This is a genomic window from Streptococcus salivarius (genome assembly GCF_000785515.1).
GTDB lineage: Bacteria > Bacillota > Bacilli > Lactobacillales > Streptococcaceae > Streptococcus > Streptococcus salivarius.
In genome coordinates this window covers 842,955-865,030 of sequence record NZ_CP009913.1, presented here as the reverse complement: position 1 = coordinate 865,030, position 22,076 = coordinate 842,955, and the positions used below count along the sequence as shown (strand labels likewise).

Genomic DNA, 22,076 nt, shown 5'->3' with positions numbered 1-22,076 from the left:
ATACCAAAAAAGCCAAGCTCCTGCTTAGGCTTTCTGACTTTCTTTCAAAATGCTTGCTACCTTAGTATTAATCAAATCGATAGCAACAGTATTTGTGACACCTTCAGGAATCACCACATCTGCGTAGCGTTTCGTAGGTTCGATAAACTGGTGGTACATAGGTTTAACCACACTGATATATTGCTCAATAATACTATCCAAGCTACGGCCACGCTCTTCCATGTCACGCTTGATACGACGGATAATACGAATGTCATCATCAGTATCTACAAAAAGCTTGATATCCATCAAATCACGCAAGCGTTTATCCTCAAGTACCAAAATCCCTTCAACAATGAAGACATCCTGTGGTTCCTGACGATAAGTCTTTTCACTACGAGTGTGTTGGGTGTAGTCATAAATCGGAATATCCACTGGACGCCCAGCAATCAGCTCATTGATGTGTTCAATCATAAGATCTGTATCGAAGGCAAAGGGATGGTCGTAGTTAGTTGATACACGCTCTTCAAAAGTCAAATGTGACTGATCCTTATAATAAGAATCATGCTCAATCATAGCAATTTTCTCATCTGGAAAATTTGATAGAATGGCACGAGAAACACTGGTCTTACCTCCACCAGAGCCACCCGTAACCCCAATAATAATCGGTTTTTTAGGCATGGTAAATTCCTATCTAATATAGTCTTTCTTATTTATTCTACACTAAATCATGATATAATAAAAGCAAATCCATATAGAAAATGAGACTTTTATGTTTAAAAACTTTCCTGAACAATGGCAAGACCTCCTTAAAGAAAAAGGAATCACTACAGAGACTGCCATTCAAAAAGAACTCTTTGCCCCAATCACTGAAGGAGACAATATCCTAGGTATCAGTCCTACAGGAACAGGTAAGACTCTAGCCTACCTTCTCCCATTGCTCCTCTCACTCAAGCCCAAAAAATCTCAGCAATTGCTTATCCTAGCACCCAATTCAGAGCTTGCTGGACAGATTTTTGATGTGACCAAACAATGGGCTGAGCCACTAGGACTCACTGCCCAACTCTTCCTTTCTGGCTCTAGTCAAAAGAGACAAATTGAACGCCTGAAGAAAGGACCGGAAATTCTCATCGGAACACCTGGCCGTGTCTTTGAGCTGATTAAACTCAAAAAGATCAAGATGATGAATGTCAACACCATCGTCCTAGATGAATTTGATGAGCTTCTCAGTGATAGCCAATACCACTTTGTGACAAAAATCAGCCACCATGTTCCTCGTGACCATCAAATGATTTATATTTCGGCAACCAACAAAATTGATGATCAAAATCTTGTCGAAAATACCATCGTTTATGACCTATCTGATCAAGAAATTGACACCATCAAACATTATTTTATCAGTGTTGATAAACGCAACCGTGTCGAACTTCTCCGTAAGTTCTCCAATATACCTGACTTCCGTTGTCTTGTCTTTTTTAACAGTCTATCTGACCTGGGGGCTACTGAAGAACGCCTTCAATTTAACGGGGCTTCAGCGGTATCATTGGCTAGTGACATCAACGTCAAATTCCGTAAGGTTATCTTGGAAAAATTCAAGAATCATGAGATTTCACTCTTACTAGGTACTGATCTCTTGGCACGCGGCATCGATATTGAAAATCTAGAGGTAGTCATCAACTTCGATATTCCTCGAGATCGCGAAGCCTATACTCACCGTGCAGGACGTACTGGTCGTATGGGAAATGAAGGCAGCGTCATTAGCTTTGTAACCCATCCAGAAGACCTCAAAAAACTTAAAAAATTCGCTAAAATTTCAGAACTGGTTCTTAAAAATCAAGAACTTCACGAAAAATAAGGCATTACAAAAGCACTTCAGTTTACTCTGAAGTGCTTTTAACATATACAGATTAGGCTTTTTTACCAAAGTCCTCAATCATTTGTTCCATTTCCTCACGACTTGGAGTTGTCAACATATAGAGGAAGTCACCTTGCAACTCTGCAAAGGCTGCAGGCATAATTTTCTTAACTTTAAGTTGTTCACGATACTTATCAAAAAGTTCTTCTTCTGAGTAAGCATAGTGAGAGCTTGCACGACGTGAAGTCGCCAAACAGTAAAGTGGCTCAAACTGAGAAGCTGGGAATGGTTCGCCAGCAACGATATCCGCATACCCCTTGTACAAATCGAGAGAGTGAGCATAGTTATACACGTCGATTGTGAAACCACCTGCTGGACGGTTGTTATATTCAATAGCAATATAATCGTCACCATCACGGAAGAACTCAATATGGAAGAAACGTTCCTTCATACCAAATTCTTTGACAATTGCCTCACCATACTTACGTAACTTAGGATCCATTTCCTTAAGAACGTAGTAAGAATTATCCATCTTGTAAATCATCAAGTCAAGTGGTGTGTGGGCATAATCAAAAGTTGTCGAGAAGACAATATTACCGTCATGATCAATCAAACCATCGAAAGTACAGATTTCGCTTGAAGTTACAAATTTTTCAAAGAAATAAACTGTTTCATGATCCCACTCAGCCTTAAAGTGATTGATATCATCTTCTGTTTCAAGTTTGAAGGTTGCAGCTGCACCAACCCCATTATCAGGCTTAGCAATCATTGGAAGGCCGATTTCTTTCACAGCTTTATCCACATCTTCATCAGTTTTAATGACAGCACCAGGTACAACTGGAACTCCAGCTTTTTGGAAGAGTTTTTTCATTTCAGACTTGAATTTAGTCTTCTTAAGATCTTCTGGCTTAGCACCAAAAACATTGAACTGTTCACGAAGAGCAGCATCCAATTCCAACCAGTATTCGTTATGAGATTCGATTCGGTCAATTGGTCCATGTTTATAGAAAAGAAAGGCTACCGCACGTTTAACTTCATCCAAGTTTTCCAGATTGTCTACACGGAAGTACTCAGTCAAAGCCTCTTTCAAAGGTTGATCCAATTGCTCATAAGGCTCTTGACCAATACCAAGAACTGTGATTCCCTTATTTGCAAGTTCAACTGTAAACTGTTGGAAGTTTTGTGGATAGTATGGTGAAATAACAAGATAATTCATTAGTAATTCCTCTTTTATAGTTATTTAGATGGGATGGACAAAGAAATTATAGGTTCATATTGTCAAGGAAATAAGGCATTTGTTTACGCCACCATTCCCAATCGTGAGCGACATCATGACCCCACTCAGAGAACCAAGCTGGAATATTCTTTTGTTCAAAGGCTTCCTTGAGTTTATAGTAAGATGGAAGACCATCTTGTTCCCAAGCACCAAGACCTGTACATACGATGATCTCAGCTTGACGGTAGCGGTCGATAAACCAACCATCATTTTGGTTCCAGATATAATCTGATGGGGAATTTTGGTAAATAGCTTCGTCCCCTCCAAACTCACCCACAAAGAAACGAGCATCGTAGACACCACTAAGGGCTACTACTTTATTGAAAACATCAGGGTGTTGCAAGAAGAAATTAAGCGCATGGTATGCCCCCATTGAACAACCTGTTGTCATCATTGGATCAAACCAACCAGTTTTGTGTTTGATAAATGGAATAGCTTCTTCAATAACATAACGTTCATAAGCGCGATGCATTTCAGCACGATCATGTGGGTTTTTCCAATCACAAAGCCAGCTTTCACTATCCACACTTGAAAGTGTAAAGAATTGTACGCGTCCTTCTTCGATAAAACGTGCACAAGCATCAATCATACCAAAGTCAGAGTATTCGTTATGGCTACCACCTGATGAGGCAAAAACCACAACAGGGATACCAGCGTGCCCGTAACGGTTAACATACATTTCACGGTTAAGTTGACCACTCCAGTGGCTAAGATGTTCGATATTCATATTTATATTCCTTTTCCTAAATTAAATTAATTTGCGTTAATAAAGACTAGTCCCATTTTTCAGCGAAAAAGCGAAAACAGTCTGGTAAATTCTCGGCCCAAGCTTCTTCATTGTGTTCAGCACCAGATTGAATGTGAATCTTGATATTTTCCAAATCAACCCCACGAGCAATCAAATCATGATAATAGCTCAATGAAGAGTCTATATAAGCCTGCTTAATATTACCAGCCATCAAGGTCTTGTCAGTATCATCAGCTTCCTCAGTTCCTACATATATGTAGACACGTTGATCTGAATCGAGCTTTTGACGCGACATGTAACGATCAAAAGCATCCTGATGCAACCAGTTAGCTGAAGAAAATACCCCAAGACAACCAATCTGCTCCTTATAATCAAGCCCCATAAACTGAGTAATATTACCACCGAGAGATGAACCAATCATAGCTGTATGCTGACGGTCAATGAGGGTACGGTATTCCTTATCAATAAAGGGTTTAACCACATCCATGACAAACTCTGCATACTCTACACCCTTACCTCCGAACTGGACACCAGGGATATTAGATTCTTGGTACTTCCACGCAGAATACTCATTCATACGGCCAGGACCATCATTATCAATGGCTACAACAATCATGCGCGAAATATCAGGATTACGCTTGATTGTTGGGATAATCTTCCAAGAATAGCCAGAAAACGACTCCTTACTATAAAGAACATTCTGACCATCATGGAAATACACGACAGGGTAAGAACGATCTGTATCCGTTTCATAGTTCTTAGGTAGAAGAACACGCACACGACGAAGTTGACCAGTGTATGGTACCTCTAACTCATGCGTCTTCATAACCAAGTAAAAATAAGATTTATTCATTGTCAGAAAACTCTCTATATTCGAAATTTAATTCTATTATACCATATTTTAAAAGAAAAAGAGCCCCTATTATTGGGACTCTTTACACTTTTTTAATGATTGAATAGCTACACTCTTAGTAGTTTGCGATATCAAATACTGTTGATTTCACACGAGTCATAGCTTCGATAGAGTATTTCACACCTTGAGTTCCGGCACCAGATCCTTTAACACCAAGGAATGGGAAGTTGTCTGTACCACGTTGTGTTTTGTTGTTGATGTGAACTGTACCAACTTCAAGTTGTTCAGCAATTGCAAATGCACGTGGGTAGTCTTGTGTGAAGACAGCACCTTGAAGTCCAAATTCAGATTCGTTAGAAATCTTGATTGCTTCTTCAACTGAAGATACACGGATGAATGGCAATACTGGACCAAATGGTTCTTCCCAAGCAAGACGCATATCAGTTGTTACATGGTCAAAGACTGCTGGGTAGATAAGGTTCCCTTCACGTTTCAATTCAGTTTTAGCAGTAGCACCTTGTTCAACTGCATCATCAATCAAACCTTGAACGAAGTCAGCAGCTTTTGTATCGATAAGTGGTGTAACGCTTGCGCTTTCTTCAGGCATACCAACAGTGATATTACCTACCAAAGCAGTTACTTTTTCTACCAATTCATCTGCAACGCTATCCATTACAAGGACACGTTTGATAGCTGTACAACGTTGACCTGAATAGTCAAAAGCACCAGCAACAATGTTTTTAGCAGTCAAGTCAAGGTCAGCATCTTCAAGAACGATAGCGGCATCTTTACCACCAAGTTCAAGCATGATTGGACGCATAGCTGCCAAACGACCGATGTTTTCACCAACTGGTGTTGAACCTGTGAAGTTGATGAAATCAACTGCTTTGTGTTCAACGATGTAGTCACCGATAACAGAACCACGACCTGTGATAGAGTTCAAGACACCTGCAGGGATACCAGCTTCAACAAATGCTTCAACCAAAAGAAGACCTGAGATAGAACCTTGTGTTGGTGGTTTGAAGGCAACAACGTCACCAGCAATCAAGGCAGGAGCAATTTTAGAACCAGCCAAGTTTACTGGGTAGTTAAATGGAGAGATAGCAAGGACAAGACCTACTGGTTCGCGACGAACAACAGCGATTTTTTTCTTGCTACCAGCGTCAAATGCACCACCTTCAAGCACTTCACCTTCCAAACGCAAACCTTCTTCAGCTGCATAGTGGATGATTTCAGCAGTACGAACAACCTCACCGATTGCAGATTTCAAACCTTTAGAGATTTCTTTAGAAAGAACTTGTCCGATTTTTTCTGCATCACGTTCCAAGATATCTGCTGCTTTATGAAGGTAAGCTGCACGTTCAGCATATGAAAGCGCACGCCATGCTGGAAGTGCTGCTTTAGCTGCTGCGTAGACTTCGTCTACTTCAGCTTGGCTCATCGCTGGAACTGATCCAAGTTCCTCACCGTTTGCAGGTGCGTAAATAGTAATTTCGTTTTCAGATGTTTTCCACTCACCATTGACATAGTTTTTGTATTGTTTAGCCAAGATAGTAACTCCTTTTATCTATTATAAGACCTATTTTATCATTTTTTTAGAAATAATCCAAGATTTAAACGAGAATTATTCAGAAAATTTTGACAAAAAATAGTTTTAATTATTAACCTAGGTTAGCCGTATTCTACTCCTAACCAATGAATGAGTCAATTATTTTGTCTTTGTTTAGTTATAAAAAAAGTGAAAGCCTAGGCCTCCACTTTTTATGATTAGTCTACGTTAACGTATTCTTTTGAAAGTTCAAGAACTTCTTCCATTGTTGAACATTCAGTAAGCGCACGGTTAGCGTATTCTTCCATTTTAGCTGTGTCAAGTTTCTTCATCAAGCTACGTGTACGAAGAACAGATGTCGCTGACATTGAGAACTCATCCAAGCCCATTCCGACAAGAAGTGGAACAGCAGTTTGGTCACCGGCCATTTCACCACACATACCAGCCCATTTACCTTCAGCATGAGCCGCTTTGATAACATTGTTAATCAAACGAAGGATTGATGGGTTATATGGTTGGTAAAGGTATGAAACTTGTTCGTTCATACGGTCAGCAGCCATAGTGTATTGGATAAGGTCGTTTGTACCAATTGAGAAGAAATCAACTTCTTTAGCAAATTGGTCAGCAAGCATAGCTGCAGCAGGGATTTCAATCATGATACCTACTTCGATATCATCTGCAACGGCAACACCTTCAGCAACCAATTTAGCTTTTTCTTCTTCAAGAATACCTTTAGCAGTACGGAACTCAGTCAACAAAGCAACCATTGGGAACATGATACGCAATTTACCGTGAACAGATGCACGAAGCAACGCACGCAATTGTGTACGGAACATTTGGTTACCAGTTTCAGAGATAGAAATACGCAAAGCACGGTAACCCAAGAATGGGTTCATTTCTTTAGGAAGATCGAAGTAAGGGAGTTCTTTATCCCCACCGATATCCATTGTACGAACGACAACAGGTTTACCGTTCATACCTTCAAGAACTGCTTTGTATGCTTCATATTGGTCATCTTCAGTTGGGAAGTCTTGAGAATCCATATACAAGAATTCTGTACGATAGAGACCAACAGCTTCTGCACCGTTATCATTTACACCTTCAACGTCTTTAGGTGTACCGATGTTAGCAGCCAATTCGAAATGTTTTCCATCAGCAGTAACTGTTTGAGCATCTTTAAGGAGAGCCCATTCAGCTTTTTGTTTAGCGTAAGCTTCACCAGCTGCTTTAAACTCAGCAATTTGCTCTTCAGTAGGATTGATAACAACTTCACCAGTAATACCTGAAACCGCCAAAATGTCGCCATCTTTGACAAGTTCTGTGATGTTATTTGTACCAAGAACGGCTGCGATTTCAAGTGTACGAGCCATGATTGCAGAGTGACTAGTACGTCCACCGATATTAGTAACAAAAGCTTTTACGTACTTTTTGTTCAACTGAGCTGTATCAGATGGTGTCAAGTCATGAGCAACAACGATTGATTCTTCATTGATTGTTGCTGGGTTAGGCAATTTCTTACCAAGCAAGTTAGCAAGCACACGTTTTGTAACGTCACGAATATCCGCTGCACGTTCTTGCATGTATGGGTTGTCTTCCATACCTTCAAAAATAGCGATAAACATGTCTGTTACTTCTGTCAAAGCAGCTTCAGCATTAACTTGTTTAGCACGGATAGTTTCTTTAATTTGACCAGTCATTTCTGGGTCAGCAAGAACCATCAAGTGAGCATCAAAAACGGCTGCCGCTTCTTCACCAAGGCTTTCAACTGCTTTTTCACGGATAACAGAAAGCTCGTCTTGTGACGCCGCTAGAGCAGCATCTAGACGAGCCTCTTCTGCACTTGTATCTTCAACTGTTACAGTTTCAAATGACAAGTCCGGTTGAACAAGCAGATATGCCTTAGCAACTGCAACACCATCAGATGCTGCGATTCCTTTAAGCATTTCTGTCATATTCTTATGCCAATCCTTCTTTTGTCATTGTTTCTGCGATTGCTGCGATTGCGTCATCAGCATCAGCACCTTCTGCAGAGATAGTTACGTCAGCACCTTGACCAACACCAAGGCTCATAACACCCATGATAGATTTAAGGTTAACTGCTTTACCTTTGTAGTCAAGAGTGATATCTGAAGCAAATTTGCTAGCTGTTTGAACAAGCAAAGTAGCTGGACGTGCGTGGATACCTGTTTCTGCAACAATGTGGAAATCTTTAGAAGCCATAATGGATTCTCCTTCTTCATTTGGAATATTTGAGTTATCAATGATAACCCTTACAATTTAGAATTATAACATAGCTAATTGAGATTATCAAGGTTAAAACGCACTTTCTACAAGTTTTTCGAAAGCTTGTCTCTCATTTTACTGGTCATTTTCATTTTTCAAAACATAAGCAAATACTAGTCTCTAGTTATTTACAACATTTTCAGAAAATTTCTTTCATGGTGTTTTCAATCGTTAATTTTCATTTTCGAGCAAAAACAATCACATAATTGAAAGAATTTGATTGCTAAATGCACTCGTTGAATAAGCTTGTTTCCCAAATGCTAAGTCAGCTGTAAAGATATCAGCTTTAAATGTCTTCTCAATAGCACTTGTAATCAGTAGAGCTGCCTCAGTCCAACCAATATAATCTAGAAGCATGCAGCCAGATAATAAAACTGAGCAAGGATTAGCCTTATCTTGATCTGCAATATCCGGAGCTGTTCCATGTGTTGCTTCAAAAATAGCATGGCCTGTTTGATAGTTAATGTTGGCTCCAGGGGAGATGCCGATACCACCAACTTGTGCAGCCAAGGCATCACTGGCATAATCACCATTCAAGTTGGTTAAGGCAACAACATCAAATTTTTCTGGATTTAAAAGAATCTGTTGGAGAAAGTTATCAGCGATTATATCATTAATCTCTAAACGACCAGCCAGCAATTCTTCTTTATAGTCTTCCTGAGCTACTTCATAACCCCATTTACGGAAGCCACCTTCTGTGAATTTTTGAATATTCCCTTTATGAACCAATGTCACTTTCTTTAGATTGTTCTTGAGAGCATAGTCGATAGCCGAGCGAATGAGACGTTTACTTCCTTCTATTGAAATTGGCTTGATTCCGATACTACTTGATTCTGGGAAGCGAATTTTATTAACATTCATTTCTGTCTGGAGAAACTCAATCACGCGCTTGACATCTGCCGTTCCTTCTTCCCATTCAATCCCCGCATAAATATCTTCGGTATTTTCACGGAAGATAGTAATATTTGTTTTTTCTGGTTCCTTAAGTGGGCTTGCTACTCCGTCAAAGTAACGAACAGGTCTAACACAAGCATAGAGATCAAGTTCTTGACGTAAAGCTACATTTAAAGAACGAATACCACCACCTACTGGCGTCTCAAGCGGTCCCTTAATAGCTACTAAACTTTCTCGAATAGCTTCCAAAGTTTCTTTCGGCAACCATTCACCTGTTTTGTCATAAGCCTTTTTACCGGCTAGAAGCTCTTGCCACTCAATATGACGCTTTCCTTCATAGGCTACTTCTACTGCTTTATCAAAGATTGCTTGGGCATTCTTCCAGATATCATGTCCAACACCATCCCCTTCAATAAAAGGGATAATTGGACGATTAGAAACTTGAAGCTGTCCATTTTTCATTACGATTTTTTCTGCCATATAGCTTTCCTCCCTAGCGTTTTTCTAAAGGAATATAGGTCATATTTTCTTGTCCGATGTACTGTGAGCGTGGACGAATCAATTTGTTATTTTTTTGCTGCTCTTGAATATGAGCAATCCAGCCGGCAACACGACTCATAGCAAAGATAAGTGTGAAGATATCACTGTCGATTCCTAGAGTATGGTATACGGTGGCTGAATAGAAGTCCACATTGGGAATCAATCCCTTCTTTTCTTTCATGAATTCTTCAATTTCTTGAGACATGTTAAAGAATTCTTCATTCTCAGTACCCTCTGTCAACTTTTTAGCCATATCTCTTAAGAAAATTTCACGAGGATCCTGTTTCTTGTATACACGGTGTCCAAATCCCATGATTTTCTCTTTAGAGTCTAGTTTTTCCTGCAAGTAAGCATTAACATCACCAGATTCACGGATTTCTTTAAGCATATCAAAGACGCGTTCATTAGCACCACCATGCAAGGGACCTTTTAGAGCACCAATAGCTGTTGTAACACAAGAATAGATATCTGTCAGGGTTGAAGCACAAACACGCGCTGCAAAAGTTGAGGCATTCAACTCATGATCAGCATGAAGAATTAAAGCCTTATTCATAGCTTCAATTTCAATTTCAGAAGGTTCAACACCATTCAGCATGTAGAGAAAATTAGCAGCAAAACCTAAATCTTCTCTTGGTTTGAGGGGCATTTTACCAGTACGTAAGCGTGCAAAAGTCGTAATAATTGTAGGCAATTTAGCCATCAATTCAATACTTTGCTGATAAATTGCCTCCATGGATCTTTCCTCGGCGTCCACATTGTAAACCCCAAGAAGGGAGACTGTTGAACGTAAAACACTCATTGGGTGCAAATGTGGACGAGACTGGATAAGAATGCATTGTTCTACAGCATCAGAAATATCATAGTTCTTACGCAACTCAGCTTCAAAATACTTAAGTTCCATTTGCGTAGGAAGATGACCATTCCACAAGAGATAAATCACTTCCTCAAAAGACGCTTTATTTTCCATAAACTCGGAAATATCATATCCCGAATACGATAAATGGTCATCGATAATAGATGAAATCCTAGTATTACAGGCAATCATATCCTTAAGTCCATTAATTTCAACTGTTGTCATATTAGGCTCCCTTCAATTTTTTTCTTACAACCATTGGCAAGATACCACCATTTTTATAGTAGCGAATATCAGCATCTGCATCGAAGCGTACCAAGGCTTTAAAAGTTTTGGTTTGTTCAGGTGTTGAAGCTGTAACAGTGATAACATCATGGACACCTGGATTTTCTGAAAGGTCAAAGCTAAAGGTCTCCTGTCCTGTCAATCCAAGACTTTCAGCATTTTCTCCTTCCATAAATTGGACTGGTAAAATCCCCATCATAACGAGATTTGAACGGTGAATACGCTCAAAACTCTCAGCAAGCACTACTTTTACACCAAGGAGATTTGCACCTTTAGCAGCCCAGTCTCGACTTGAGCCCATACCATAATCCTTACCGGCAATTACAAGCGTACCTTGATTAGCTTCTTTATATTTCATAGCAGCATCATATATAGGTAGAATGTCGCCATCATATTTAGTATATCCACCAATTTTTCCATCTGCTAGCTCATTCTTGATACGAATATTAGCAAAGGTTCCTCGCATCATGACTTCATGATTACCACGACGGCTACCATAAGAATTGAATTCTTGATAATCAACACCATTCTCAGTCAAATAACGAGCTGCTGGACTATTTCTGGCAATATTACCTGCCGGAGAAATATGGTCTGTTGTAACCGTATCTCCGAATTTAGCCAAAACCTTCAAATCTTTCAATGGTTTAATGCTCAAATCATCTCCTAAAGCATCAAAGTAAGGTGGGTTTTGAATATAGGTAGAGTTTTGATTCCATTTATAATTTTGACTTTGTTCAGTAGGAATGGCATTCCACTTCTCGCTATCAGAAAAGACATAAGCATATTCATCTTGGAAAAGTTGACGAGTGACGTATTTATCAACATAAGTCTCAATTTCTTCACGAGATGGCATAACATCCTCTAAATAAACAGCTTGACCATTGTCGTCAAAACCTAAAGGTTCAGTTGTCAAATCAATATTCGTGTTACCAGCTAAGGCATAAGCAACAACCAATGGTGGGCTAGCCAAGAAATTCGCTTTAACAAGTGGATTAATACGCCCTTCAAAATTACGATTTCCTGACAAAACGGCACTCGCTAATAAATCAGTGTCTACAATAGCCTTAGCCACCTCAGGACGTAAGTCTCCTGAGTTCCCAATACAGGTTGTACAACCGTAACCTACCAAGTTAAAGCCAAGCTTATCTAGATAGGTTTGTAAGCCTGAAGCTTTGAGATAACCAGTAACAACCTTAGAACCTGGTGCCAAAGATGTCTTCACTGTTGGAGATACTTTTAATCCTTTCTCAACCGCTTTTTTAGCTAAAAGACCGGCTGCCATAAGAACGTAAGGATTTGAAGTATTGGTACATGATGTGATAGCTGCAATGGCCACATGACCTGTTTGAATTGTTTCTGAATGATCCTCAAAGTCAACGTTTGCAGTTTTTGCTAACTCTTCCTTATCCAAACCAAAACCACGGACACCTGCTTCTCGTACCACTGCATCTTGAAATTCTTGCTTAGCATCTGATAAGAGAATCAAATCTTGTGGACGTTTAGGACCTGAGATAGAAGGTTTAATAGATGACAAATCAATTTCAACAATCTTAGTATACTTGGCTTCTTTACTTGGATCATAGAAAAGATGATTGGCTTTCGTATAGGCTTCGGTGACTTGGATATGTTCCTCATCACGGTTAGTTAAACGCATGTAGTTAAGAGTCTCGTCATCAATAGGAAAATAACCACAAGTCGCACCATATTCTGGTGCCATATTAGCAACTGTAGCACGGTCAGCTAGAGATAAACTCTTCAAGCCAGGTCCAAAGTACTCAACAAATTTACCAACCACATTTTCAGAACGAAGCACCTGAGTAATCTTGAGAGCCAAATCTGTTGCCGTTGCAATTTTAGGCAACTCTCCTGTCAGATGTACACCAATAACCTCTGGAATTGGGAAATAAGATGCTTCACCGAGCATAGCTGCTTCAGCTTCGATTCCTCCAACACCCCAACCAAGAACGCCAATACCATTAATCATAGTCGTGTGACTATCTGTACCAAACATAGAATCAGGATAGAGTAACCCATCTTTTTCAATAATGACATCGCTCAAAAATTCAATATTAACCTGGTGAATAATCCCTGTTGCTGGTGGAACCGCACGATAATTTTCAAAAGACTGTTCAGCCCACTTAAGAAACTCATAGCGCTCGTTATTACGTTTAAACTCTAGATTGATATTATCTTCAAGAGCAGTATCACATCCATATGAATCTACTTGGACAGAGTGGTCGATGACCAAATCTACTGGAATCTCGGGATTAATAAATTCGGCTTTACCACCATTAGCCACTATAGCATCACGCATTGAAGCTAAATCAACAACAACAGGAACTCCTGTAAAATCTTGTAAGATAACACGACTTGGTTTAAAAGGCACTTCGGAAACTGTCGGAAAATTCGGAAATTTCATCAGGTCAGAAATGTGAGATTCCTTAACATCGACGCCATCTTTTTTTCGGAGGAGACTTTCAAGTAGTATTCGAATGGTATAAGGTAGTTCTCCGACCTTAACATCATGAGATTTTGCTGCTTTTTCGAGATCATAGAAAGAGAATGTCTTACCATTTACAGTTAGATTTGAACAGTATTCTTGCATACTTGAACCTCCATTAGTTAAAAATTTTCTTTATTCTACACTGTTTTTTTGGAAAAAACAAATATAATTGGCATTTTGATGTTATATTATATAACATCAGTGGTGAGATATTTCTTTTTTAGTCAATTCCATAAACAAATCCTATTTAATTTAGGAAACTTAAAAAAGCCTTTAAAACACAAGATATAGGGTTGTGTTTTAATACTAAACACAAAATCTTGTATTTCCTTAAGATATTTAGCTTGATTTTTCCCTATATTTTGGGTATTCTATTAGAGTCGAAAAAGTGGCTCTTGGCCACTTAAAATCTTTTTATAAAGGAGTATTTGCAATGGCAAAGATTACATTGTTTTCTAAAAAACAACTGCATGCAGTGCAAAATGACTAAAAAATTCTTGGAAAAGGAAGGTGCTGATTTCGAAGAAATCAACATTGATGAACAGCCAGAAAAAATCGATTACGTTAAAAGCCTCGGTTTCACTGCTGCTCCAGTTATTGAAGCCGGCGATATCGTCTTTTCAGGTTTTCAACCTGCTAAACTTAAAGAAATCCTTTAATTATCAAGTTTTTATATAGAAAGGAACTTGTTTGCTTAGTTTAATGTTTTAACCTTAATCTACTATTAAACTGAGCCTGGTATCTGTATTATGTCTTTAAAAAATCTTGGCGATGTTTCATACTTCCGCCTCAACAACGAAATTAACCGTCCTGTTAACGGTCAAATTCCTTTGCATAAGGATAAAGAAGCGCTTCGTGCCTTCTTCCTTGAAAACGTTAAGCCAAATTCAATGGCATTCAACAGCATCACAGATAAAATTAATTATTTGATTGAGAACGATTATATTGAGTCTGAATTCATCGGTAAATACGAACCTGCTTTCATCGAAAAATTGTCTGCAGAAATTCATTCTCAAAAATTCCGCTTCCAATCTTTCATGGCAGCCTACAAGTTCTACCAACAATATGCCCTCAAAACAAACGATGGCGAGTCTTACCTCGAAAGTATTGAAGATCGTGTTCTATTCAACGCCCTTTACTTTGCTGATGGTGATGAAAAACTAGCTAGTGACCTTGCCAACGAAATGATTCACCAACGTTACCAACCTGCTACTCCTTCGTTTTTAAATGCTGGACGTAGCCGTCGTGGTGAGCTCGTGTCATGTTTCCTTATTCAAGTAACGGATGACATGAATTCTATCGGACGTTCTATCAACTCTGCCCTCCAGTTATCACGTATTGGTGGTGGGGTAGGTATTAGCTTGTCTAACCTTCGTGAAGCTGGTGCTCCTATCAAAGGATATGCTGGGGCAGCCTCTGGTGTCGTGCCTGTTATGAAGCTTTTCGAAGATAGCTTCTCTTACTCAAACCAACTTGGCCAACGTCAAGGTGCTGGTGTTGTTTATTTGGATGTTTTCCACCCAGATATTCTTGCCTTCCTTTCTACTAAGAAAGAGAATGCTGATGAGAAGGTGCGTGTTAAGACACTGTCACTTGGTGTTACAGTTCCAGATAAGTTCTATGAGTTGGCACGTAATAACGAAGATATGTACCTCTTCAGCCCTTACTCAGTCGAAAAAGAGTATGGTAAACCATATAACTACATTGATATTACAGCTATGTATGATGAGTTGGTTGCCAATCCAAATATCACAAAAACCAAGATTAATGCCCGTGAGCTAGAAACTGAAATTTCTAAACTCCAACAAGAATCAGGTTATCCATATATCGTCAATGTTGATACAGCCAATCGACACAATCCAATCGATGGTAAGATTATCATGTCAAACCTCTGTTCTGAAATTCTTCAAGTTCAAACACCAAGTGAACTTAACGATGCACAAGAGTTTGTTAAACTCGGTACAGACATTTCATGTAACCTTGGATCAACTAATATCCTTAACATGATGACTTCACCTGACTTTGGTCGTTCGATTAGAGCAATGACACGTGCGCTTACCTTTGTTACAGATAGCTCAAGTATTGATGCTGTTCCATCTATCAAAAATGGTAACCAACAAGCTCATACCTTTGGTTTGGGAGCTATGGGGCTTCACTCTTACCTCGCTAAACACCATATCGAGTATGGTAGCCCTGAATCTGTTGAATTCACTAATATCTACTTCATGCTTATGAACTACTGGACTTTAGTTGAATCTAACAACATTGCCCGTGAACGTCAAGAAACCTTTGTCGGTTTTGAAAAATCAAAATATGCTGATGGTTCTTACTTTGACAAATACGTTACAGGCCAATACGTTCCTAAATCTGACCGTATCAAAGAACTTTTCGATGTCCACTTCATCCCCCAAGCTAAAGATTGGGAGGAACTCCGTGAACTCGTTAAGAAAGATGGACTCTACCATCAAAACCGTTTGGCTGTTGCGCCAAATGGCTCAATCTCTTACATTAACGACTGTTCGGCTTCTATCCATCCAATTACACAACGTATTGAAGAACGTCAAGAAAAGAAAATCGGAAAAATCTACTATCCAGCCAACGGTCTTTCAACAGACACAATTCCTTTCTACACTTCAGCCTACGACATGGATATGCGTAAAGTTATCGACGTTTATGCCGCTGCAACTGAACACGTTGATCAAGGTTTGTCATTAACCCTATTTTTGCGTAGTGAGTTACCAAAAGAAATTTACGAATGGAAAACAGAAAATAAACAAACGACTCGAGATCTTTCTATCCTTCGTAACTACGCCTTTAACAAGGGAATTAAATCAATCTACTACATCCGTACTTATACAGATGACGGTGAAGAGGTTGGTTCTAACCAATGTGAAAGCTGTGTCATCTAAGATGGTGATTTAACGATAACAACCTCGCTACTCTTATTTACAAAATGCATTAAAAGGTCGGTTCGCCGACTTTTTTAATAGATCAACTCAAAAAACTATATCATGATTTTGAATTATGATAAAATAGTAACGACATCAATAAAGAAAGAGGTTTCTAATGGAAACTTACTACAAAGCCATTAACTGGAATGAAATCGAAGATGCGATTGATAAATCTACTTGGGAAAAATTGACCGAACAATTTTGGCTAGATACACGTATCCCACTTTCAAATGACCTTGATGACTGGCGTAAACTTTCAGCTGAAGAAAAGGATTTAGTTGGAAAAGTTTTCGGTGGTTTAACCTTGCTAGATACCATGCAATCTCAAACTGGTGTTGAAGCCATTCGTGCAGACGTCCGTACACCTCATGAAGAAGCTGTATTGAACAACATTCAGTTCATGGAATCTGTTCACGCGAAATCTTACTCTTCAATCTTCTCAACTTTGAATACTAAATCTGAAATTGAAGAAATTTTCGAGTGGACTAACAGTAACGAATACCTACAAACCAAGGCGAAAATCATTAACGATATCTATGAAAATGGAACACCTCTTCAGAAAAAGGTTGCTTCAACATATCTTGAAACATTCCTTTTCTATTCAGGGTTCTTTACTCCACTCTATTATCTTGGTAATAACAAGCTGGCTAACGTCGCTGAAATCATCAAGCTCATTATCCGTGACGAATCTGTTCACGGAACCTATATTGGCTATAAATTCCAACTAGGGTTCAACGAATTACCTGAAGAAGAGCAAGAAAGTTTCCGTGAATGGATGTATGATCTTCTCTACCAATTGTATGAAAATGAAGAGCTCTACACTAAATCTCTTTATGATGCTGTTGGATGGACTGAGGAAGTCATGACTTTCCTACGTTATAACGCCAACAAGGCTCTCATGAACCTAGGACAAGATCCACTCTTCCCAGATAGTGCGAACGATGTTAACCCAATCGTTATGAATGGTATTTCTACAGGAACATCTAACCACGACTTCTTCTCTCAAGTTGGTAATGGTTACCTTCTAGGGACTGTTGAAGCCATGCAAGACGATGATTATAACTACGGACTATAAGAAAAAACTAGCTGAGCTAGTTTTTTTATTGTGTTCAATACTATATTCGAAAAACAAACAGAAAAAGAGTTCAAGTTGAACTCTTTTTATTTTATTTGGCTCTATAATTTCTGTAGTGGGTAAAACCACTGTAGAGATTATAGAGCTTTTTGAGTGTAAACAAAAAGTCCCATAAGAACTATAATGAAAAGCAACCAAACCATCATTAGGAAGAACTTATGAGACTTATTAAGAATACCACAGAATTAATCGGAATTAAAGACCCTAACATCATTATTTCTCTTGTTTTGGAAACTAATACTCATATCGAGATTCATGCAAAACTTGATTATTCTGCACCACCATGCCCTCATTGCCATGGAATGATGATCAAGTACGACTTTCAAAAATCTTCTAAAATCCCTCTTCTTGAACAAGCTGGAACTCCAACACTACTACGTCTGAAGAAACGTCGCTTCCAGTGTAAAGTGTGTAAGAGAGTAACGGTGGCTGAAACCTCAATCGTTGAGAAAAACCACCAAATCTCCAACCTTATCCGACAAAAGGTTGCACAACTTCTAACTGAGAAGGTATCACTAACGGATATTGCCAGAAGACTTCGTGTATCGACGTCCACTGTCTATCGTAAACTTGACCAGTTTACTTTCAAGGAACATTATGACAAACTCCCAGCTGTTATGTCCTGGGATGAGTTTGGGTTCAAGAAAGGTGAACTCGCTTTTGTGGCTCAAAACTATGAGACCAACAAACTCATAACCATCCTTGATAATCGCTGCCAAACTACTATACGAAACTATTTTTTGAAGTATCCATTGAAAGTCCGACAACAGGTACAGTTTATCACGATGGACATGTCAGGAGCTTATATTCCACTGGCTCGCAAACTCTTCCCTAACGCCAAAATTGTTCTTGATCGATTTCACATTATCCAGCACCTTGGACGTGCCTTTTTAAAGACAAGAATTGCCATTATGAATCAGTTTGATAAGAAGTCACTACCTTATCGAGCTTTAAAAAATCACTGGAGACTCTTCCAAAAGGACAGCCGTAAGTTATCTCTCAACCCTTTTTACTCAAAGACCTTCCATCAAACATTATGCCCACATGAAGTCGTTGAGAAGACACTGAATTTCTCAGAAGAACTCTCCAATTATTATAACCTCTATCAGCTTTTGCTTTTTCACTTTCAGGAGAAGAGGGGGAATGAGTTTTTTGAACTCATAGAGGAGAATATAAGCAAGGTCAATCATTACTTCAAAACAGTCTTTAGGACTTTTCGTAAACATAAACAATACATCAAAAATGCACTAGAAACACATTACTCAAATGCAAAATTGGAGGGGACCAATAAGCTTATCAAAGATATTAAACGTCTAGGCTTCGGTTTTAGAAACTTTATTAACTTTAGGAAGCGTGTTTTCATCACTCTGAACATACAAAAAGAGAAAACCTATCAGGTTCTCTCTAGATGTTAGCTTTTCGTCACCCACTACAGTTGACAAAGAGCCTTTTATTTTGCTTTTACTTCAAAACCTTCTGCGACACCTTCAGCAAAGTTTTCTTCAACAATGCTAGCACAGTGATCACAGATAGTCGCATTGTAGCTACGTTCTTTGGTAGTTGGATCGATACGACGGCAACGATCACAGACATCACCTTCAGCACGTTCTACTGTGAATGCTACACCTTCAAAGCTTACAGCAGATTCAGGAGCATCTCCTTCAGCAATAGTCAATGCTGAAACAATCAAAAGTTGAGCAAGGTTAGTGTTCAAACCTTCAAGAAGTTCTTTGACTTCAGCATTAGGATAGATTGTCAAATGAGCTTCAAGTGATTTACCGATAACTTTTTCGTTACGCGCTTCTTCCAAAGCTTTTTGAGCTTGGCCACGGAAATCCATGAAGGCATTCCATTTTTCAAGAAGTGCATCTTGACCAGCGAAATCTTCTGCTTCTGGCAACTCTGACAATTGAACATAGTCTTCTGTTTCAAATTCAAGATATGACCAAATTTCTTCTGCAGTGTGAGGAAGAATTGGAGTCAATAGTTTTGTAATCTTAACAAGAACATCGTAGAAGACTGTTTGCATTTGACGACGTTCAAGTGATTCTGCACTCTCAATATAAACCACATCTTTGGCAAAATCAAGATAGAAAGCAGACAACTCAACGTTAATAAAGTTAACCAAGGCTTTGTAGATAGTTAAGAATTCAAAGTTTGCATAGGCATCACGAATAGTCTTAACTAATTGGTTAAATCGAATAGTCATGTACTGATCTACAGAACGCAAGTCTTCAAAGGCTACTGCATCAGTTGTTGGATTGAAGTCAGATGTATTAGCAATCAAGAAACGAAGTGTGTTACGAATCTTACGATAAGATTCTGATACTTGGCTAAGGATATCCATTGAGATACGAACGTCATTAGTTGTATCAACACTTGTTACCCAAAGACGAAGAATTTCAGCACCAAATTGTTTCTCAACATCACTAGGAGCAATAGTATTACCGAGGGATTTAGACATCTTTTCACCCTTACCATCAAGCGCAAAACCTTGAGACAAGAGTTGTTTGTATGGTGCAACACCATTATTAGCAACAGATGTGATAAGTGATGAGTTAAACCATCCACGATATTGGTCTGAACCTTCAAGATAAAGGTCAGCTGGATAAGTCAACTCAGGACGGTTAACAACGACACCATTCCATGATGAACCTGAGTCAAACCATACGTCCATAATGTCAGTTTCTTTAGTAAACTCTCCGTTTGGTGAACCTGGATGTGTAAAGCCTTCTGGAAGAAGATCTTTGGCATCACGTTCCCACCAGATAACTGAACCGTGCTCTTCGAAAAGTTTAGCCACATGTTCGATTGTTTCTTCAGTCATGATTGGTGTTTTATCTTCAGCATAGAAGATTGGGAGTGGCACACCCCAGGCACGCTGACGAGAGATTACCCAGTCACCACGGTCACGAATCATGTTGTAAAGACGAACTTTACCCCACTCAGAATGGAATTTAACTTTTTCAATCTCATCCAAAATCTCTTGACGGAATTTAGAAACAGAAGCAAACCATTGTGGTACGGCACGCCAGATGATTGGTTTCTTCGTACGCCAGTCAAATGGGTATGAGTGTGAGATTTCTTCTTTAGCAAGGAGCAAATCACCGAGTTTTTCCATAACAATTGGAGCCACTTTATCGTAGAACTGACCTTCAAAATCAGGACCAGCATTTTCCATCATGATACCACGCTCATTAACGGTTACGGCAACTTCAAGGCCATTAGCGATACCTACGTTATAGTCATCCTCACCAAAACCAGGAGCCGTATGGACGATACCTGTACCTGAATCTGTAGTTACGTGATTACCAAGGATAACAAGCTCATCAACTTCTGTATCCCACGGGTGTTCAGTGACGATTTGATTCAATTCCTCTCCACGGTATGACTGAAGTACTTCCACATCAGTCCAACCAAATTTCTCAGAAAGACTATTAAGTAATTCAGAAGCAACGACAAATTTGCGGTCTTCTCCAGCAGGTTTTACGAGAACGTATTCAATATCAGCACCAACAGTCAAACCACGTGAAGCTGTTACTGTAAATGGTGTTGTTGTCCAAACTACGATATATGTATCTGTGTCTAGTACTCCTTTACCATCCTTAACCTTATTGGCATAGTAAAGTGAGGTTGAAACTAAATCATGGTACTCGATTTCGGCTTCAGCTAGTGCTGACTCTGATGACCATGACCAATAAACTGGTTTTGCACCTTGATAGATGTAACCTTTTTTAGCCATCTCACCAAAGACACGGATTTGTGCAGCCTCATAGTCTGGTGTCAAAGTAACATATGGGTTATCCCAATCAGCCGAAACACCAAGACGTTTGAAATCTTCACGTTGTTTGTCAACTTGTGAAAGTGCATAATCACGACACATCTTAAGGTATTCAGCACGATCAAGTTCTTTACGTTTCACACCTTGTTTTGCCAACACTTGTTCAATTGGAAGACCATGCGTATCCCAACCAGGAACGTAAGGAGCATAGAAACCAGACATTGATTTTGAACGAACAATGATATCCTTAGAAATTTTATTCATCGCATGTCCAACGTGAATATTACCATTGGCATACGGAGGACCATCATGAAGAGTGAAGTGAGGTTTACCTTGGTTCAACTCTTGACGACGTTGATACATCTTAGCATCTTCCCACTCTTTTTGCCAGATTGGTTCTTTGTTAGGAAGTCCAGCTCGCATTGGAAAAGCTGTCTTACCTAGATTTAAGGTTTCTTTGAGTTTCATTATATCTCCTCTTTAATTTAATTTACTAAATAAAAAGAGCCTTCATCAAAAAGGACGAAAGCTCGTGGTACCACCTTAATTCAGAGCAAAAAATATTTGCTCCCTCATATGTCCGTAAGGAGG

Annotated in this window: 14 protein-coding genes, 2 pseudogenes and 1 other annotated feature (1 of these 17 only partly in view); of the genes and pseudogenes, 5 read left to right on the top strand and 11 right to left on the bottom strand. The window is 39.1% G+C overall.

The annotated features are described in order from the left end of the window. Window positions 1–24 precede the first annotated feature (24 nt). Window positions 25–660 carry a uridine kinase gene (gene udk, locus SSAL8618_RS04325; RefSeq protein ID WP_002890688.1) on the bottom strand — a complete coding sequence of 212 codons (636 nt, stop codon included), beginning with the start codon at window positions 658–660 and terminating at the stop codon, window positions 25–27. Window positions 661–751: 91 nt separating this feature from the next. Between udk and SSAL8618_RS04320 the strand changes: the two genes are divergently transcribed. Beyond that, on the top strand, window positions 752–1,834 hold the full coding sequence (locus tag SSAL8618_RS04320) for a DEAD/DEAH box helicase (RefSeq protein ID WP_002890686.1): 1,083 nt from the start codon (window positions 752–754) through the stop codon (window positions 1,832–1,834). 52 nt (window positions 1,835–1,886) lie between these two features. Here the strand turns inward: SSAL8618_RS04320 and SSAL8618_RS04315 are convergent, their stop codons facing one another. From SSAL8618_RS04315 to acnA, 9 genes are all read right to left on the bottom strand, one after another. Further along, window positions 1,887–3,050, bottom strand: a complete 1,164-nt coding sequence (locus tag SSAL8618_RS04315) for an ATP-grasp domain-containing protein (RefSeq protein ID WP_002890685.1) — start codon at window positions 3,048–3,050, stop codon at window positions 1,887–1,889. Window positions 3,051–3,096: 46 nt separating this feature from the next. Continuing rightward, complete coding sequence (locus SSAL8618_RS04310; protein WP_038675745.1) at window positions 3,097–3,837, bottom strand: esterase family protein; 741 nt, start codon at window positions 3,835–3,837, stop codon at window positions 3,097–3,099. A gap of 46 nt (window positions 3,838–3,883) precedes the next feature. Continuing rightward, the gene (locus SSAL8618_RS04305; RefSeq protein WP_038675743.1) at window positions 3,884–4,711 is read right to left on the bottom strand and encodes an alpha/beta hydrolase; all 828 of its coding nucleotides are present in this window, start codon (window positions 4,709–4,711) and stop codon (window positions 3,884–3,886) included. 115 nt (window positions 4,712–4,826) lie between these two features. Beyond that, on the bottom strand, window positions 4,827–6,260 hold the full coding sequence (locus SSAL8618_RS04300; RefSeq protein ID WP_002890682.1) for an NADP-dependent glyceraldehyde-3-phosphate dehydrogenase: 1,434 nt from the start codon (window positions 6,258–6,260) through the stop codon (window positions 4,827–4,829). A gap of 218 nt (window positions 6,261–6,478) precedes the next feature. Then, complete coding sequence (ptsP, locus tag SSAL8618_RS04295) at window positions 6,479–8,212, bottom strand: phosphoenolpyruvate--protein phosphotransferase (RefSeq protein ID WP_002884022.1); 1,734 nt, start codon at window positions 8,210–8,212, stop codon at window positions 6,479–6,481. A gap of 4 nt (window positions 8,213–8,216) precedes the next feature. Next, complete coding sequence (locus tag SSAL8618_RS04290) at window positions 8,217–8,480, bottom strand: phosphocarrier protein HPr (RefSeq protein WP_002884015.1); 264 nt, start codon at window positions 8,478–8,480, stop codon at window positions 8,217–8,219. Window positions 8,481–8,741: 261 nt separating this feature from the next. Next, window positions 8,742–9,917, bottom strand: coding sequence for an NADP-dependent isocitrate dehydrogenase (icd, locus tag SSAL8618_RS04285; RefSeq protein ID WP_038675740.1), 1,176 nt, complete (start codon window positions 9,915–9,917; stop codon window positions 8,742–8,744). Between the two features lie 13 nt (window positions 9,918–9,930). Beyond that, complete coding sequence (locus SSAL8618_RS04280) at window positions 9,931–11,055, bottom strand: citrate synthase (RefSeq protein ID WP_022496835.1); 1,125 nt, start codon at window positions 11,053–11,055, stop codon at window positions 9,931–9,933. A 1-nt stretch (window position 11,056) separates the two neighbouring features. Continuing rightward, window positions 11,057–13,720, bottom strand: a complete 2,664-nt coding sequence (acnA, locus tag SSAL8618_RS04275; protein ID WP_038675738.1) for an aconitate hydratase AcnA — start codon at window positions 13,718–13,720, stop codon at window positions 11,057–11,059. Window positions 13,721–14,051: 331 nt separating this feature from the next. Between acnA and nrdH the strand changes: the two are divergent. The 4 genes and pseudogenes from nrdH to SSAL8618_RS04255 all read left to right on the top strand — a co-directional run bounded on the left by nrdH (window position 14,052) and on the right by SSAL8618_RS04255 (window position 19,112). Then, a pseudogene (gene nrdH / locus SSAL8618_RS04270) lies at window positions 14,052–14,277 on the top strand (glutaredoxin-like protein NrdH). Window positions 14,278–14,367: 90 nt separating this feature from the next. Further along, window positions 14,368–16,527 (top strand): class 1b ribonucleoside-diphosphate reductase subunit alpha, encoded by a 2,160-nt coding sequence (gene nrdE, locus SSAL8618_RS04265; RefSeq protein WP_038675736.1) that lies wholly within the window; start codon window positions 14,368–14,370, stop codon window positions 16,525–16,527. Between the two features lie 157 nt (window positions 16,528–16,684). Continuing rightward, window positions 16,685–17,644 (top strand): class 1b ribonucleoside-diphosphate reductase subunit beta, encoded by a 960-nt coding sequence (nrdF, locus tag SSAL8618_RS04260; RefSeq protein WP_021144365.1) that lies wholly within the window; start codon window positions 16,685–16,687, stop codon window positions 17,642–17,644. Window positions 17,645–17,862: 218 nt separating this feature from the next. After that, window positions 17,863–19,112, top strand: a pseudogene (locus SSAL8618_RS04255) (ISL3 family transposase). Between the two features lie 42 nt (window positions 19,113–19,154). On the opposite strand, the gene ileS reads toward SSAL8618_RS04255, so the two are convergent. Next, window positions 19,155–21,953, bottom strand: coding sequence for an isoleucine--tRNA ligase (ileS, locus tag SSAL8618_RS04250; protein WP_038675735.1), 2,799 nt, complete (start codon window positions 21,951–21,953; stop codon window positions 19,155–19,157). A 47-nt stretch (window positions 21,954–22,000) separates the two neighbouring features. Continuing rightward, window positions 22,001–22,076, bottom strand: a binding site (T-box leader) (it continues 137 nt past the right edge of the window).